11 protein-coding genes are annotated in these 16,567 nt (G+C 47.6%); 9 read left to right on the plus strand and 2 right to left on the minus strand.

Features of this window, described 5'->3' with window-relative positions; genetic code table 11:
- Nucleotides 1–21 precede the first annotated feature (21 nt).
- The 5 genes from Q1V85_RS04025 to Q1V85_RS04045 all read left to right on the plus strand — a co-directional run bounded on the left by Q1V85_RS04025 (nucleotide 22) and on the right by Q1V85_RS04045 (nucleotide 9,476).
- Nucleotides 22–3,135 (plus strand): two-component regulator propeller domain-containing protein, encoded by a 3,114-nt coding sequence (locus Q1V85_RS04025; protein WP_300597691.1) that lies wholly within the window; start codon nucleotides 22–24, stop codon nucleotides 3,133–3,135.
- Nucleotides 3,132–3,899: a LytTR family DNA-binding domain-containing protein gene (locus Q1V85_RS04030; protein WP_300597693.1), complete on the plus strand. Its 768-nt coding sequence runs from the start codon at nucleotides 3,132–3,134 to the stop codon at nucleotides 3,897–3,899. Before Q1V85_RS04025 ends, Q1V85_RS04030 begins: the two co-directional genes overlap by 4 nt.
- Before the next feature lie 164 nt (nucleotides 3,900–4,063).
- On the plus strand, nucleotides 4,064–4,615 hold the full coding sequence (locus Q1V85_RS04035; RefSeq protein WP_300597695.1) for a hypothetical protein: 552 nt from the start codon (nucleotides 4,064–4,066) through the stop codon (nucleotides 4,613–4,615).
- A gap of 595 nt (nucleotides 4,616–5,210) precedes the next feature.
- The gene (locus Q1V85_RS04040; RefSeq protein WP_300597697.1) at nucleotides 5,211–7,946 is read left to right on the plus strand and encodes a DUF1553 domain-containing protein; all 2,736 of its coding nucleotides are present in this window, start codon (nucleotides 5,211–5,213) and stop codon (nucleotides 7,944–7,946) included.
- Between the two features lie 21 nt (nucleotides 7,947–7,967).
- On the plus strand, nucleotides 7,968–9,476 hold the full coding sequence (locus Q1V85_RS04045) for a DUF1501 domain-containing protein (protein WP_300597699.1): 1,509 nt from the start codon (nucleotides 7,968–7,970) through the stop codon (nucleotides 9,474–9,476).
- Between the two features lie 30 nt (nucleotides 9,477–9,506).
- Here Q1V85_RS04045 and Q1V85_RS04050 read toward each other — a convergent pair whose 3' ends face one another.
- Both Q1V85_RS04050 and Q1V85_RS04055 read right to left on the minus strand, forming a co-directional pair.
- Entirely contained in the window at nucleotides 9,507–10,124 is a 618-nt protein-coding gene (locus Q1V85_RS04050; RefSeq protein ID WP_300597701.1) for a zeta toxin family protein, read from the minus strand.
- Nucleotides 10,125–10,129: 5 nt separating this feature from the next.
- Nucleotides 10,130–10,387, minus strand: coding sequence for a hypothetical protein (locus Q1V85_RS04055; protein WP_300597703.1), 258 nt, complete (start codon nucleotides 10,385–10,387; stop codon nucleotides 10,130–10,132).
- A gap of 117 nt (nucleotides 10,388–10,504) precedes the next feature.
- On the opposite strand from Q1V85_RS04055, the gene Q1V85_RS04060 reads away from it, so the two are divergent.
- From Q1V85_RS04060 to Q1V85_RS04075, 4 genes are all read left to right on the plus strand, one after another.
- The gene (locus Q1V85_RS04060) at nucleotides 10,505–11,440 is read left to right on the plus strand and encodes a TIM barrel protein (protein ID WP_300597705.1); all 936 of its coding nucleotides are present in this window, start codon (nucleotides 10,505–10,507) and stop codon (nucleotides 11,438–11,440) included.
- A 6-nt stretch (nucleotides 11,441–11,446) separates the two neighbouring features.
- Nucleotides 11,447–12,850, plus strand: a complete 1,404-nt coding sequence (locus Q1V85_RS04065) for a c-type cytochrome domain-containing protein (protein WP_300597707.1) — start codon at nucleotides 11,447–11,449, stop codon at nucleotides 12,848–12,850.
- A 252-nt stretch (nucleotides 12,851–13,102) separates the two neighbouring features.
- On the plus strand, nucleotides 13,103–13,888 hold the full coding sequence (locus tag Q1V85_RS04070) for a CRISPR-associated endoribonuclease Cas6 (protein WP_300597709.1): 786 nt from the start codon (nucleotides 13,103–13,105) through the stop codon (nucleotides 13,886–13,888).
- A 456-nt stretch (nucleotides 13,889–14,344) separates the two neighbouring features.
- A complete protein-coding gene (locus tag Q1V85_RS04075) occupies nucleotides 14,345–16,366 on the plus strand; it encodes a response regulator (protein ID WP_300597711.1) in 2,022 nt (673 codons plus the stop codon).
- Nucleotides 16,367–16,567 lie beyond the last annotated feature (201 nt).

The raw sequence follows: 16,567 nt of genomic DNA on the forward strand, positions 1-16,567 counted from the left end.
GGTTACTAAAATGATACCTGCTTGAACTTTTTAAGAACCATAAATGATTGCATTAAGGACACCTGGAAAGGAAGCGGTCTTACTTTGATCACCGGGATTTATTTTTGTATGTTCCTTAATGCGGAGCACCTGGTTGCGCAGCCCTTATATTTTGAAAATTATACCTCAGAGCAGGGCCTTTCACAAAACAGTTGCTATAGTATTGCCCAGGATGACCTGGGCTTTATGTGGTTTGGAACCCAGGATGGATTGAACCGCTATGACGGGCGGGAATTTAGAGTGTACCTGAAACAGCAGGCCGGCGACCGCCTGCTGCCAGCCAACCATGTTTCTTCATTGTTCTTTGATGACCGGGAAAAATTGCTGTGGGTAGGTACCACAAGAGGCGTTTGTTTGTATAACCGGCGGGGCGATTCGTTGCAGCGCATATCTGCTGTATATCCATTCGCTGCCATGCTGGATACCATGCCGGTAAAAAAGATCGTGAGTTTTGAGCCCAATGAATACTGGATCATCACTCCCCGGAAAGGCCTGCTGCACCTGAACCTGCAAACCCGGACCAGCGCTTATTATTTTGATGACGTCACCAACAGGGAAAGTGTAACGTCCATTGTAAGATACAGGGGTGAGGTTGTAATGTCATTGCTGCATTCCCTCTATATTTTAAAACCATCGGAGAACCGGTACATACCCGTACGGAAATGTGCCAACACGGTATTTACACAAATCAACCAGCTGTATGCACACAATGATCTGCTTTGGATTGGTACCCTTTCGTCGAATTGCTACTATATGAGCCAATCCATGGACGATGAAAAAAATATTCATTTAATAAAAACAATGCCGGGCGGTATTAATGTTTTTTTACAGGAAGATAATGGGCGTATTTGGGCGGGATCCAGGGGCAGTGGTATTTACAGGTATCATATTAAAGAGGCAACCGTACAGCGGGTTGCCAAGAACCCGTACGACCCTGGCTCTCTGGCCACGGATTTTATATTAGACGCGTATAAAGATAAACAAGGTATTACATGGTTTGGTCTTAGTGGCGGTATTGCTAAGTACGATCCCATGCGTCAGCAATTCGGCTACCTGGGTGAAATGGGCTGGCCCCAAAAAGCACTGCCCGAAAAATCGGTTTACATGATGTATAAAGCCCGGAACGGCCGGTTGTATATTGGCACCCAAAGCCATGGGATATTGGAGTGGAACCGGTCTGCCGGTACCATAACGGCCATAACACAACCTGCAACCATTAACGGGGTTAACAGTATGGTGTACAATATAACGGAAAATACAGACGGACATATATGGGCCGCTACGGTTTCCGGCCCTATGGAGTATAACCCACATACGGGGAAGGTGCGCTTTTACCAGGACAATGGTTTAATAGCGCTGAACAGAACCGTGGCCCTGCTAAAACTGAAACAGGCAAACAATATGCTGGTGGCTACGGAAAACGGGTTATGGTATTTCTTCCCGGCCTCCGGACGCTGGAGCCAGCAGCTGGAGCTGGCGCATGCCGGTGCGCAAATAACAACTCCGGTATATACACCGCGGTATATGTATGAAGACGAAGATAATACGGTATGGATCTGCACGGAAGGTGCCGGACTACTACAGTATAGCTATCCCGGGAACCGTCTTAAACCGGTAACACCAGTGAATCATATTTCGTTATTTGTGCGCCACCTGTTAAAAGATGGCAACCTGCTATGGCTGGCAACAGATGACGGAGTGATCGTCTACGATTACCGGCAGCAAAAAATAATCCATCACCTCGTACCGGAGACCCGGAACCGGTCGAGCGTTTGTTATGCCGTGCTAAAAGACGATGACGGCTTTTATTGGGTAAGCACCAATTTCGGATTGTATAAAGTAGATGCTGCTTATAAAGTCCGGCAACATTACGACATCTCCAATGGGCTTCGCTTCCTGGAGTACAATACTGCTGCTGCTTTTAAAGATACCGATGGCATGCTTTACTTTGGAGGGATGGGAGGTATTACTTTCTTTCAACCCGCGGCATTAAAGTCGAACAATTTCAGTCCACGGCCGATGGTTACCGGTATGGTAGTAAATGGTAGCCCCCGCTCCGTTTTGGAAGGCAGACCGCTGCAGCTTCAGCACAATGAAAATTTTATTACATTCCAATTTGCCGTTACGAATTATTCCAACGAAAAAAATAACCGGTTCAGTTACCGGCTTAAAGGCTTAACGGATAACTGGAGTCCCTTTGCTACCGGGAATGTGGCCGACTTTACCAGCCTGCCTCCTGGCGATTATGTGTTTGAGCTGAAATCCGCAAACAGTGACGGAAAGGGAGGCGACGATATCAGCACGATGCCCTTTACCATTCGTACACCCTGGTGGCAGCAATGGTGGTTTATAGTAGTGGTTCTATGCCTGCTTACAGGTATTGCTGCCTGGGTAATCAGAAGACGCATCCGGGTAATAAAAAAAGAGGCCGGTTTAAAGCAGCAAATAGCAGAAGCAGAGATGATGGCCATGCGGGCACAAATGAATCCTCATTTTGTGTTTAACAGTCTGAATAGCATACGGGAAATGATCCTGAGTAATGAAAACAAGGAAGCCTCTCATTTCTTGGGAAAATTTGCCGGCCTCATCCGGATAACCCTCGACCAGTCGGGCGTGCCCTTTGTTACGCTCCGTCAAACAATGGATCATCTTACCCGCTATATAGAAATGGAACAGATCCGCAACGGAGAATTTACCTGCCGTATCCTGGCAGATGACGACCTGGACCCCGATGAAGTGATGCTGCCTTCCATGCTGATTCAGCCCTTTGTGGAAAATGCGCTCTGGCATGGCACCACAGCTACCCGGAAGAACATTAATATCCGGATCGATTTTAAAAAACAGGCAACACAGCTGCTTTGCGTTGTGGAAGACGATGGTATCGGCATCCGGCAATCCCTTAAAAATAAGGCCAACGGGAGTAAAACCCACCATTCCGTTGGTATTGAAAATATTACCAACCGTATCCGGTTGCTGAATGAAAAGTATGCCCTCCGCTGCAGTGTGCATATCGATGATAAAGCTGCGCTTGATTCCTATACCGGAACCGGAACGGTTGTACAATTATTGCTTCCCCATCAAATAAACAGATCATGAACGCTGTTACTGCCCTGCTCGTGGATGATGAGCCCAGAGGTCTTTCCTCGCTGCAAAAGTTGTTGCAGCTCAATTGCCCCGAGGTCCATATCCTGGCCTGCTGCCAGGATGCGGAAGATGCCATCGAAAAAATAGAACAGTTGCGGCCGCAATTGGTATTCCTGGACATTGCCATGCCGGGAAAAAACGGATTTGACCTGCTTCGCAGCCTGGACCGGATCTCATTCGAGATCATTTTTGTAACCGCACACAACAGCTATATGATGCAGGCCTTCCGGTTTAGCGCCGTTGATTATCTTTTAAAACCGGTGGAGGACGAGCTCCTCGCTGAAGCGGTACAGCGTGCCGCGAAACGGATCGCCGACAAAAATGAGGGCATGCAGCTGAACGCTTTTTTGCATAACCTGCAGCAGAACGGTGCTATAAAGAAAATGAAACTATGTGTGCCTTCCCTCCGGGGCGTTAAAGTGATTGAGATTCCGGATATCATCTATTGCGAGGCAAGCAGCAATTACACCAACTTCTACCTGGCCAACGGCAGTACCCTTTGTTCCAGCAAACCCATTTTTGAATATGAAACGCTGCTGGAGGATAGCTCCTTTGTACGGGTGCATAAATCGTTCCTCGTCAACCTCGAACATATTAAAGAATACATCCGCGGTGAAGGCGGAACGGTGATGATGACCAATAATCATGAAGTGGAAATCTCCCGCAGGAAAAAAGAATTGTTTATTAAAAGAATGCGGGAATATTATAAATACTGACAGTTGCCGGGTAAAAGCATACTAATGCCGGCTGGGATGAATAAGATGGTAATACAGTCTTTGGCTCATAGTTGTTGTATCAACTAGGGGCGGAGGACTCACCCAATTTGGGGATCCTGTTTTTTTTGCAGTGTCGTTAATTTTACAGATTAAAACCTACAAACATGAAGCAGTTTATATCCCCTCTGCTAATTGCTGTTGCCTGCATGATCACCAGTAATGCATTTGCACAAACAAAGAAAGCGCCGGCTGCTGCTGTAACCAATGATCCGCAGCTTGCGAGTGGTACCTACTTCCTTGTTAACGGAAATGTAGCGCTAACACCGGAAGCCGCTTCGCTTGGGCAGAATGTATTTCTGAAGCCCTTCCGCCGCAGTGGTTTGCAGAAATGGGTGGTTACCAAAAGCGGAACGCCAAAGAACATCATCTATACCATAAAACTGGCAGGAGATGCTGAGGACCTCTGGTTTCAGCCGTTTCCCGGCATCAGCGACCGCACACCTATTGTCAGCTATAAGGAAGGGAATGTATCCTCCTATAAAATAATACCGGTACCAGGCAAAGCGGAACTTTGGTATATTAAAAGCATAAAAAATAACGGCGATGCTTTACGAGCCTATATGTCCGATGCAACGGCGCCGCTGGAAATGCGGTTTGACCCTGTTGAAGAAGGAAGTGCAAAATTTTACTGGAAATTTGAGCCCGCAAAAGAGTAAAAGTAGGTCGTCCGCCGCATTCATAAACAATATCCAAATACAAAGAGTGATGAGCCCAAAAACATTTCGCATTTTTTGTTCCATCGGAACAATCTATTGGGGTAGCCGGTATGCAGCAGGTGAACTGTTCTAATATAGGGTTCTAAAAGCGGCAAGCATTCATAAACAATATCCAAATACGAAGAGTGACGTGCCCAAAACCATTTCGCATTTTTTGTTCCATCGGAACAATCTATTGGTAGCCGGGTTACGGCCGAAGATCATTAGGTGTGCCGTAGGTACACCCTATAAAGATAATTTGGATGCTGGTTCAATATCACGTAGATCAAGAAACAGCGGGATCGGTCACCACGTTGCCGTTTTGCAGCACAAACAAATAATGCAATACCCGGTAACCGGCAACACCCATGCACCGCACGGTGCATGGTAAAAAAGTATCGGTTTTTGATAGAATCGTTTCACATTTGCCAGTCCCCGCTTAAAAACGACAACTTTTCTTTAGTGAAAGATCAAACTTTAGTAAGTTTGAGAAGAGGGAGCGGCTGTGTGCGGATGAATTTTCCCGGACCGGTTCGATTAATGATTGCAAAATACGATGGCTCATTTTTATTACAACAGAAAGATGCTGCTGGTGTTGGCCGTTTTGATAATAACGGGCATTGCTGCCTGCTTTACCAGCCGGTCAAAAAAAGTAGATTTCAGCGCCGATGTAAAACCCATTCTGAATAAAAAATGCATCACCTGTCACGGGGGCGTAAAAGCAAAGGGCGGTTTTAGCGTATTGTTCAGGGAAGAAGCCCTGGCAAAAACAGAATCCGGCAAACCAGCCATTATTCCGGGTGATCCGGATAACAGCGAAATGATTCGCAGGCTTACCTTAAAGGATCCCGAAGAGCGCATGCCGTATAAACACGAGCCGTTGAGCAAGGACGAAATTAGTATCCTGCGCCGCTGGGTTAAACAGGGGGCACAATGGGGCGATCATTGGGCATATCTGCCCGTAAAACAAACCGCCGTACCGGATGAAACCAATTCGTGGGTGCGGAATGATGTGGACCGGTTTATTTATGAACAATTGGATGCCCGCGATCTGAAGCCCGCGGCACAGGCAGATCCGCAAACCCTGTTGCGAAGAGTGAGCCTCGACCTGATCGGGATGTACCCTTCTGCTGCCATTGCGGATCAATACCTGAAAAACAGCGATGACAAGGGATATGAGCGCCTGGTGGATGCATTGCTGGCCTCGCCGCACTTTGGTGAAAAATGGACCTCCATGTGGCTGGATCTTGCGCGGTATGCAGATACCAAGGGATATGAATCGGATGGCGGGCGCAATATCTGGCGGTACCGCGACTGGCTGATTGACGCGTTTAATGCAGATAAACCCTATAATGTCTTTTTAACCGAGCAGATCGCCGGAGACCTCTTTCCGGGAGCTACCGATGCCCAATACATCGCAACGGCATTCAGCCGCAATACAATGACCAATGATGAAGGGGGCACCGATAATGAAGAGTTCCGGGTGGCGGCCGTAATGGACCGGGTAAATACAACCTGGGAATCATTGATGGGCACCACGTTTTCCTGTGTGCAATGCCATAGCCATCCCTATGATCCGTTTCGTCATGATGAGTACTACAAATTCATGGCGTACTTTAATAACACACGGGACAACGATATCCCCGGCGAGTACCCGGTTCTGAGAGAATACAACGATTCGCTTAAAAATGAATTAACACAATTAACCCGCTGGATCAAAGATAATGGCACGGAAGAACAGTCGGAGCGGGTCCGTCATTTTTTGAAAACCCTGCAACCGGCTTTTTATGCAACCATTGCCGATAGCTTAAAGAATGCGCTGCCTACCAATAAAAATGGGCCGCTAAATATGCGCAACCAGTCTCATGCCCGCCTGAAACACATTCAGCTGGACGGTATGGGGCAAATCGTTTTTATGTTCCGCTCCAACAAGCCGGGCGGCAGCATTGTGTTCAGGAAAGATCATCCGGCGGGTGAAATTCTGGGTACCTATGTGGTGCAGCCCGAAGACCGATGGCATTATGGTGTGGCAAACACGATTGCATCAACAGGCGTTCATGACGTATATGTAACCTATCAAAATCCAACGGAGAGGGGAGACGATATCATGGCCACTTTCGACTGGTTCGGATTTCTTCCGGAGCTGCCGGAAAAAGGTACGCCTGATTTTGAGGCACACAAAAAAACGTACTGGAACCTGCTGAATGCTTCCGTTACCACTACACCGGTGATGGTGGAAAATCCTGTCTGGATGCAACGGCAAACTCATGTATTTGAAAGAGGCAACCGGCTCACTTTAGGAAAAGAAGTAGAACCGGCGGTACCCCAATCGCTAAAATTTGCCATGCCGGCCAATGCACCTAAAAACCGGATGGGACTGGCCCTTTGGCTTACCGACAAGCGGAATCCCCTGGTGTCCAGAACCATGGTGAACCGGCTCTGGGAACAGCTGTTTGGAACGGGCATTGTGGAAACGCTGGAAGATATGGGCACCCAGGGTATGCTGCCCACACATAAGGAGCTGCTGGATCATCTTTCCTGGAGGTTTATGAACGACTATAAATGGAGCATCAAAAAATTGCTGAAGGAAATGGTGATGAGCGCCACTTACCGGCAGGATTCAAGGCTAACCCCCGAGCTCAAGGAAAAAGATCCGGCAAATAAGTTTTATGCAAGAGGGCCGAGGGTGCGGTTAAGTGCGGAGCAGCTGCGGGATCAGAATCTCTGCATTAGCGGTTTAATGAGCTCCAAAATGTATGGACCGGGTGTAATGCCCTGGCAGCCGGATGGTATCTGGCTTTCGCCCTATAATGGTGCGCGCTGGCTGAACAGTGCCGGGGACGACCAGTACCGGCGGGCGGTTTATACCTATTGGAAACGCACGGCTCCCTATCCCTCCATGATTTCCTTTGATGGGGTACAGCGGGTATTGTGTACGGCGCGGCGGATAAAGACCAATACGCCGCTGCAGGCGTTAACAACGCTCAATGATTCAGCCTATATTGATATGGCGCGGCATTTGGCATACCGGATGGAGCAGGAGGGCGGTAGAGACGTGGTGGCACAGATACAAAAGGGATACAATCTGATATTATACAAGCCGATAAAGGAGGATAAGCTGAAGGTGTTTGAAACCCTGTATCAGCAAGCCCTGAAAGAATTCCGGTCAGATACCGGGAAAACGATGGCCATGGTAGGGGGGCAGCAGGAGAAAGCGGTACCGGCTACGGCGGCCCTGGTAGTGGTGGCCAATGCCCTGTTGAATTTGGATGAAGTAGTTGTGAAAAATTAAACAACGCACAAAAGGATTACAATGACAAAAAAAGACCTTATTGATCAGCGGTTGGTAAAGGAGGCCGAACAAATGGTGATGCGTACCCACACGCGGCGTCATTTTATAAAAGAGAGTGCCATGGGCCTGGGCGCACTGGCCATAGGATCGTTGTTGGGCGGCTGCGGTGGCAAAAAGAAAGCTGCGCACTCCATTGTATTTGATCCGGCACATCCCTTACTGCCCAAGGCTTCCCCGTTTTTTGGAAAGGCAAAGAGTGTTATCTTTTTACATATGGCCGGCGCTCCTTCTCAACTGGAACTTTTTGATTACAAACCGGAACTGTCAAAAATGGATGGGCAGGATTGTCCGCCCTCCTTTCTGGAAGGAAAACAGTTTGCTTTTATTACCGGTGTTCCCAAGATGTTGGGACCGCAGGCCGCTTTTGCGCAGCACGGCCAGTCGGGGGCCTGGGTGAGCGAGCACCTTCCGCATCTTTCACAGGCGGTGGATGAGATCTCTTTTCTCAAGGCGGTAACAACCGACCAGTTTAATCACGCCCCTGCGCAGTTGCTGGTGCATACCGGAAGCCCGCGGTTGGGAAGGCCCAGTATCGGAAGCTGGGTAACCTATGGCCTGGGCACGGAAAATCAGAACCTGCCCGGGTTTGTGGTGCTTACCAGCGGCGGAAGTTTTCCCGATGCCGGTAAAAGCGTTTGGGGTAGTGGCTTTTTGCCTTCGGTATACCAGGGCGTGCAATGCCGCAGTGAAGGCGATCCTGTATTGTTCATAAAGGATCCGGACGGTATGAGCAGAGATCTGCGCAAGGCATCCATAGAAGCCGTTAACCAGGCCAATATGCAGGAGTACCAGGATTATAATGACCCGGAGATCCTTTCCCGCATCTCGCAATACGAAATGGCCTACCGGATGCAGATCACAGCGCCGGATGTCATGAACATTAATGATGAACCGCAGTACATCCACGATATGTATGGCACAAAACCGGGAAAAGCCTGTTTTGCCAATAATGTATTGCTGGCGCGCAAGCTGGTGGAAAAGGGGGTGCGTTTTGTGCAGCTGTTCGATTGGGGTTGGGACGCGCATGGCGACAATGCCAGCAATGCGCTCAATATCGGCATCATCAATAAGTACAGGAGCGTGGATAAACCCGTTACAGCCTTGCTGATGGACCTGAAGCAAAGAGGCCTGCTGGATGAAACCCTGGTAGTATGGGCCGGCGAGTTTGGACGTACCCCGATGATGGAAAACAGGAACGGGGCACAAAACCCCTTCAAGGGAAGGGATCATCACACGGAGGCATTTACCATTTGGATGGCTGGCGGCGGTATTAAAAAAGGCTATACGCATGGCGAAACTGATGAGATCGGGTATAGCGCAGTAAGCGGAAAAGTAGATGCCTATGACATTCAGGCAACCATCTTAAATCAGTTAGGATTTGATCACGAACAGTTTACCTATCCCTACCAGGGCCGGCCATTCCGCCTGACCGATGTGGGCGGTAAGGTGATTCAGGAGATCATTGCGTAATATCCGGAATTGCATTTTCTTATATTAGGATCAGATTAATGCAACAAGATCGGGAAGCGTTTTATGAAACCATTCCGGTAATTGGTCCGCAGTGACACTCTCCTGAACAGTTCCCGTGTTGATGATCATAAGTTGCATATGCTCCATTGTGGAAGTGTCTAAAATAAAAATAGTGTCAAATATTTTAAATCGTTTATTTAATTGCTCCAGATTGCCAAAAAAATTCTCGCGCAGGGTTAGCGCATCTACAAAATGTCCCCCTTCTTTTGCTCTTATTAAAACACGGTTTGAAGATAGCTCCGGACTATTAAGACAGAAAAACACAAGATGCAGCGAGTATCCTTCTTTTTTAAACACGTTCACAATGTTCCAGCTTTCCTCTTTTGAAAAATGTCCCTCATACGCAAAGTCAGTCTTGCTTTTCAGGGCGGCTTCAGCTAACCGGAGGAACTCCTTTTCTACAAAGTCAGAAGCACGAATGTTTAATTCCTTTTGAACTTTGATACCATCTTTCCATAGCCTGCTTTTGGTTTCAAGGTACAGTTTGTCCCCATCAAAAATTGAAGTGATATGTTCAGGAAAATAACTGTATCCGACTGTAGACTTACCAGCTCCGTTCGACCCGGTTATAATATACAGCCCTGGCATGATGTCTATACCAGTTTGTATCGAACCCGTATTTGCCGGGCCGCTTCGGCACTTAATGTATGTATTTCAACAAACTCAGTTCCTGCCCTGTTTTGGCGAACAAGCTTTATTTTTCCGTCAGGATATTCCAGAAAACAAGTATCATCCTGGAGCTCCCTGGAATTGATCATAAACGGTAAGCCTTTGGAAAGCTGCCGGGACCGTAGTTGTTTTACTGCGAGGTTGGCTTTTTTTGTAAGTATGGCTGTATTAACAAAAGACATTTTTTGTTCTTTTTAAGAAGAAATACTAAGGTACAAAAAAAGCGGATTACTTTCATTGGTATGAGTATATGCCATATCAATGCCGTAAATTTGACTGTCCACAAACGATTGCAGCATATGAACCATAGCAGAAGAAGTTTTTTAAAATCATCATCCGCTGCGGCTGCAGCGGGTTTGTTTTTGCCTTACGGAGATCTAATGACAAAGCCTGAACAATTGAAAGCGCCTGCAAAAGCAGGCTTCCGGCTGATGGTGCTGGCAACCAATTGGGGATTTAACGGGTCTGCAGAGGCTTTTTGTGCCGCGGCAAAAAAAGAAGGCTATAATGGCATTGAAGTTTGGTGGCCGGGAGAAGCGGCACAACAGAAAGAACTGTTTGATGCATTACAGAAATATCAGCTGGAGGTAGGGTTTCTTTGCGGTGGCTATCAGCCCGTTTGGAAAGAGCACCTGGAATCTTTTAAGAAATCCGCTACTGCAGCGACGAGGAACTCCGCTCAAAAACCGGTATACATCAATTGCCATTCCGGAAGGGATCATTTCAGCTATGAAGAAAACAAGGCATTCATCGATTTTACCAGCGGGCTTTCTGCACAAACAGGAATTACCATCTGCCACGAAACCCATCGCTCGCGGATGCTGTTTGCAGCACATGTGGCGCGGCAGTTTATTGAAAAAAATCCCTCGTTAAAATTAACACTCGATATTTCCCACTGGTGCAATGTACATGAAAGCATGTTGGGTGATCAGCAGGAAACCGTAGCGCTGGCCCTGGCTAAAACCGAACATATTCACGCAAGGATCGGCCATGCTGAAGGACCGCAGGTAAACGACCCGCGGGCGCCGGAATGGGAAGCGGTGGTAAAACAGCACTTCAACTGGTGGGATGTGGTTGCCACAAGGAAACGGCAGCGGGGAGAAACCATGACGGTACTCACTGAATTTGGCCCTCCCACATACATGCCCGTATTGCCTTACACGCAGCAACCGGTAGCCGACCAATGGGCCATTAATGTACATATGATGAAAACCCTTAGAAACCGGTATCAATAATTGTTTATGACGATGCTTGCATTTGTGGATTTTATCGGACGATTTCACCCTGTGTGGGTGCACCTGCCTATCGGGATCTTATTGATGGCTTGTTTATTTCAATTGTTTGCAAAGCGTTTTCCTTTACTAAAGCCGGCCATTCCGGTATTGTTGTTTTGGGGCGCTATGACGGCCATTGCCTCCTGTATTACCGGCTATCTGCTGTCTTTAAGCGGTGATTATGATGACGCGCTGGTAACACAACATCAGTGGATGGGTATTGCTACAGCTGCGGTATCATTGGTCTTGTATTTTTTAAACCGGTTTTCATTGGCGTTCCGGTATGCCCGCCTGGGCGCAATTGTAGTGCTGCTATTGATCATGATTACGGGACACCTGGGTGGCTCCCTGACCCATGGCGCCGATTATCTGACCGCAGGTTTAAATGGAGCAGGCGCGGAGCAGGAAATGAAACCGATCCCAAACATACAGGAAGCGGTTTTGTATACAGATGTGGTACAGCCGTTATTGCAGCGAAAATGCTATAGCTGTCACGGCAGCAGCAAACAAAAAGGCAAACTACGTTTGGATGCCGAAGCACAGATACTGAAAGGCGGAAAAGATGGAAAGGCCATTGTAAGCGGTAAACCGGATGAGAGCGCCCTCATTAAACGCTTGCTGCTGCCGCTGAGTGATGATGATCATATGCCGCCCAAAGAAAAACCGCAGTTAAGCCCCAACGAAGTGGCCATTTTGAGCTGGTGGGTAAGTAGCAGAAACAGCTTTACAAAAAAGGTAAAAGAATTACCACAGCCGGATAAAATAAAACCGGTATTAGCGGCCCTGCAATCCGGGGGCTCCGGCAATATTGCAAAAAAGAACGAACTGCCACAAGACGAAGTAGGAGCTGCGGATGAAGCGGTGCTGAAAAAGCTAAAGGATGCCGGTATTATGGCAGTGCCCGTTTCCAATGAAACCAACTATCTTTCGGTGAGTTTTGTTACGGCTGGCAGCCAGGCGCAGGAACTGGTTACGCTCCTGGAGCCCATAAAGAAACAGGTCGTATGGCTGAAACTGGCGGAAAGCAATATTACGGATGAAGGATTGGCCGCCGTTGCAAAATTGATCCATCTCACGCGGTTGCAATTGGCCAATACAAAAATAACAGATGCCGGGCTGGTACATCTGAAAGCATTGGAGCAGTTGCAGGTATTAAATCTGGTAGGTACAAAGGTTACGGAAAAAGGATTGGCCGCGTTGAAGGACCTGAAATCGTTGAGGGCCCTCTATCTTTATAAGTCCGGCATTGGAAGTACCGGATGGGTGCAGTTAAAACAATGGTTCCCTAAAACGGTACTGGATTCCGGAGGCTACGCGGTACCCATACTGCCAACGGATACAACCCTGGTTACTGCAGAGAATAAGAAATAACCCGGTCTTTATCCACGTTTGCTTCCCGGCATAAAAGGCCAACCATGACCTTCGGCCTCGTTTACCGGTATCCGGGACAGCTAATTATTTTTCCATAGAAATAAAAAATAGCAAGAACTGGTTCGGTTTATTAGCCTATTATATATATTTTAATAATAAATTCGTTTTTAAGTCGATATTTTGTTTTTAAGTTTAATATTTTTATTACGAAATTGTTATATTTTAAAATAGCTAATTTGTGTTTTATTTGGAATGCGTTTTCTAGTAAAATTGCAAGCAGCCCGTTTATCGGCGTTGCCCATACACTACCAGGGCTCCCTGGCTGCAGCCATCCGGCGTATTCTTTCTAAAAGTAAATTGGCCGCAGCAACCTTTTCGCATGAAGAGGGCTACCGGCAGGATGCCCGGCTTTTTTCCTTTTCAAATATGCATTGTGCGTTTAAGCCGGAAGACGACCGGTTGTGGTTGTTGAATAAAGAACTTTCCTTCTATCTTGGATTGCATTTGCCGGAACAGATGAGTGCCTTTGTCATTGGGCTTTTTCAATATGAGCGGCTCTTTATCGGAGACGCCTATACCACAGCTTCATTTAAAATAAAGGCACTGGAGCAACTGCCGGAACCGGAGTATATACCGGAAGAGGGGATCTTTACCTCTTTACTTGTAAAACCGGTTTCTCCGGTGGCATTGCACAATACTTCGGGAACGGGCTTTTTGTTTCCGGAGGAGCCGGAATTTATAACGACGCTCAATGCCTGCTGGCGACAAAAAATAGCCGAAACCTATGACATGGCGACCGCGGAAAATGCATTGCTGACCACGAAAATAGTAAGCGGAGGAAGCAGCGCCCGGTTCCGTTTTGCACGTATTGTCCATGAAGACGGAACACATAGTTTGATCCGGGGATGCTTAAACTTTGTATTAAAAGTGACTGCCCGAAAACACTTTCTGAACCTTTTACTCAATACCGGGATGGGAGCGTATAATCACGAAGGCCTGGGATTTCTGGAAGTAATTCCCACCGGAAGCGGCAGCTAAAATCCGGTAGCGGCAAATCCTTGCGCCATACATAATACGTTCCGGCTCTAAAGCCATCGGACGAAGCCATAACAGCTTCTTTTTTTGATCCCGGTTTCAAACATAATATATCCATTAGAAAATCCTTATATTCGTCAAGGACAACCAACCGTCCGCTACAATGAGCCCTTTTTTTTATAAAAGAAAAACTGTTCCGTTGATCGCACCTTCAGGATATCAACATGAAAAACCGGAAGACCGGCTGCCTGTTTCCGGAAGCAGGATATTGTATAAAAATAGTTTTCTGTACCCCTTGCTTCCCGGTTGCTGAAGGGATGGCTTTGCTGTAACAAAATGCGATTCTGCCCATTGAACGGATAACTCCTCTACTCTTAACCTACATTACCACAGTTGATGTTCTCTTCATTTTTACGAAAGAAGTTCAGAAGTATTGCCATTGCTCAAAAGCTATACTTTATGATTGGAATAATGGCGTTGCTGTTAACGCTGGAACTCTGTACCCTCTGGTGGGCATTGGGAACGCTTTCGGCAACCAGGGCTTTTGTAAACGGTGAAGGACTATGGTCAAAAGGTCAGAAGAATGCCGTAACCAGCCTGTTGCTATATGCACATTCGCGGGATGAAAGCGATTATCAGGACTACCTCAATTTTTTGAAAGTTCCCATGGGCGACCGTAAGCTCCGGCTGGCACTTTCCGGCAATCGTCCGGATATTACTGCCGCAAGGCAGGGAACGCTGGAAGGGCGTAATCATCCTGAAGATGTGGATGGTGTGATCCGGCTTTTTCTTCGTTTTAAGAATGTATCCTTTCTTAAAGATGCCATTGCCATTTGGTCGGGGGCAGATACCAGCCTGGATGAACTGATCCGGGTGGGCAATACGTTGCATGGCCAGATCCGCACAGGCACGGCTTCAAAGCAGGATATCGACGCATCGCTGGCCCGCATAAAGCAATTGAACATTACGGTTACACAACTGGAAGATGATTTTTCACGATCCCTGGGAGCAGGTGCCCGCTGGCTGGAGCGGGCGGTGCTGTGGCTGATGCTGGCCTTGTCGCTGACCATTGGCACCATCAGCCTGCTGATTGCTATGTCGGTAAGCAGAAGTATTGTGAACGGGGTCCGGGAAATCATACGGGGAACGGGCCTGGTAAGCAAAGGTGTACTGGATACAAAAATAAACGTGTATTCCGATAATGAAATCGGGCGTCTGGCCAAATCATTTAACCAGATGATCGATACGCTGGAGCTCAATCTGCACCAGATACAACAGCTGGAGGACACCGGTGTGAACCTGAAGCGGGAAAAAGAAAGAGCAGAAGCATCGGAAAAAGCAAAACAGCTCTTCCTTGCAAAAATGAGCCATGAAATACGCACGCCCATGAACGCGATCCTGGGCTTTGCCCGCCTGCTCGAAGATTCGCTCACTACCCGCGAACAGCAGGAATATATTCGCATTATTATAAAATCGGGCGACAGCCTGCTGATTATCTTAAATGATATCCTGGATTTTTCCAGGATGGAGGCTGGTAAGATCGTTTTTGAAAATGCACCCTTCAACCCGGGAGATGTTGTTCATACCGCAAAACTGATGATGGAACCCAGGGCCCGGCAAAAAGGCCTGGTCATTGAATGTTATATTGATCCGCAGTTGCCGGAAAAAGTTATGGGAGATTCCGTGCGGCTGAACCAGGTTTTGCTGAACCTGTTGTCAAACGCCATAAAATTCACCAGCATGGGCAGTATCCGGTTATCGGCCCGCTTAACAGCAACGCATGAAGATTATTACATGGTAGCATTTGAAGTGGAAGATACCGGCATTGGCATCCCTGCGGAGCAACAGGAACGGATCTTTGAGAGCTTTGAGCAGGTGGCGCATATGAATGCGCACCGGTTTGGTGGTATCGGGCTGGGACTGAGCATCGTTAAACAGCTCATTGAACTGCAGCGGGGCGAGTTGTTCGTAGACAGCAAACCGGGTGCAGGATCGCGGTTTCATTTCAGGTTGTCCTTTACAAAATGCGGGGAAACAGAACCGGCAGTAACAGAAAATACCGGCGCTATCGATACAGATTGCCGGGGCATACGGGTGTTGGTTGTGGAAGACAATAAGATCAACCAGATGCTGGTCATAAAAGTGCTGAAAATGCAGGGATTTGAAACAGAACTTGCGGAAAACGGACTGCTGGCCCTGGAAAAATACCAGCAGGCTGATTTTGATATTATCCTGATGGACCTTCAGATGCCGGTAATGGACGGGTATGAAGCGGCGCAAAGGATCCGGGTGCTGGATAGCAGCAAAAAACAGGTCCCCATCATTGCCTTATCGGCCCATACCTTCCAGGGCGAATATGAACGCTGCATGGCAATGGGCATCAATGATTTTATTTCAAAGCCATTTGACCGGGAAGAGTTATGCAGTAAAATCCTTCGCCTGGTAAAAAGCAAAAGAACAGAACAGCTGTTGATCCCTTAACTACCGGGAACGGGTTTCAAAAAGACGATCGCCGGTAGTACATCCGGCAACACCGGAGGTTTGAAAAACAGGTGGTTTTCGACAGATAAAACCTTAAGAACAAACGGACCACTCCAGGCGATCCGCTATTTTCTGCTTCATGATTTTGCTGCAACCTGCTTTTTATTACCGCTCCGGACGGGTTTTCCCTGTATTTTTTTG

This window comes from Niabella sp. (assembly GCF_030150205.1).
GTDB lineage: Bacteria > Bacteroidota > Bacteroidia > Chitinophagales > Chitinophagaceae > Niabella.

Coding starts and splice junctions, on each gene's coding strand:
- Q1V85_RS04050 (WP_300597701.1), bottom strand. CDS start 10,124: ATGCCAGGGCTGTATATTATAACCGGGTCGAACGGAGCTGGTAAGTCT.
- Q1V85_RS04055 (WP_300597703.1), bottom strand. CDS start 10,387: ATGTCTTTTGTTAATACAGCCATACTTACAAAAAAAGCCAACCTCGCA.
- Q1V85_RS04035 (WP_300597695.1), top strand. CDS start 4,064: ATGAAGCAGTTTATATCCCCTCTGCTAATTGCTGTTGCCTGCATGATC.
- Q1V85_RS04065 (WP_300597707.1), top strand. CDS start 11,447: ATGACGATGCTTGCATTTGTGGATTTTATCGGACGATTTCACCCTGTG.
- Q1V85_RS04060 (WP_300597705.1), top strand. CDS start 10,505: ATGAACCATAGCAGAAGAAGTTTTTTAAAATCATCATCCGCTGCGGCT.
- Q1V85_RS04075 (WP_300597711.1), top strand. CDS start 14,345: ATGATTGGAATAATGGCGTTGCTGTTAACGCTGGAACTCTGTACCCTC.
- Q1V85_RS04070 (WP_300597709.1), top strand. CDS start 13,103: ATGCGTTTTCTAGTAAAATTGCAAGCAGCCCGTTTATCGGCGTTGCCC.
- Q1V85_RS04045 (WP_300597699.1), top strand. CDS start 7,968: ATGACAAAAAAAGACCTTATTGATCAGCGGTTGGTAAAGGAGGCCGAA.
- Q1V85_RS04040 (WP_300597697.1), top strand. CDS start 5,211: ATGGCTCATTTTTATTACAACAGAAAGATGCTGCTGGTGTTGGCCGTT.
- Q1V85_RS04030 (WP_300597693.1), top strand. CDS start 3,132: ATGAACGCTGTTACTGCCCTGCTCGTGGATGATGAGCCCAGAGGTCTT.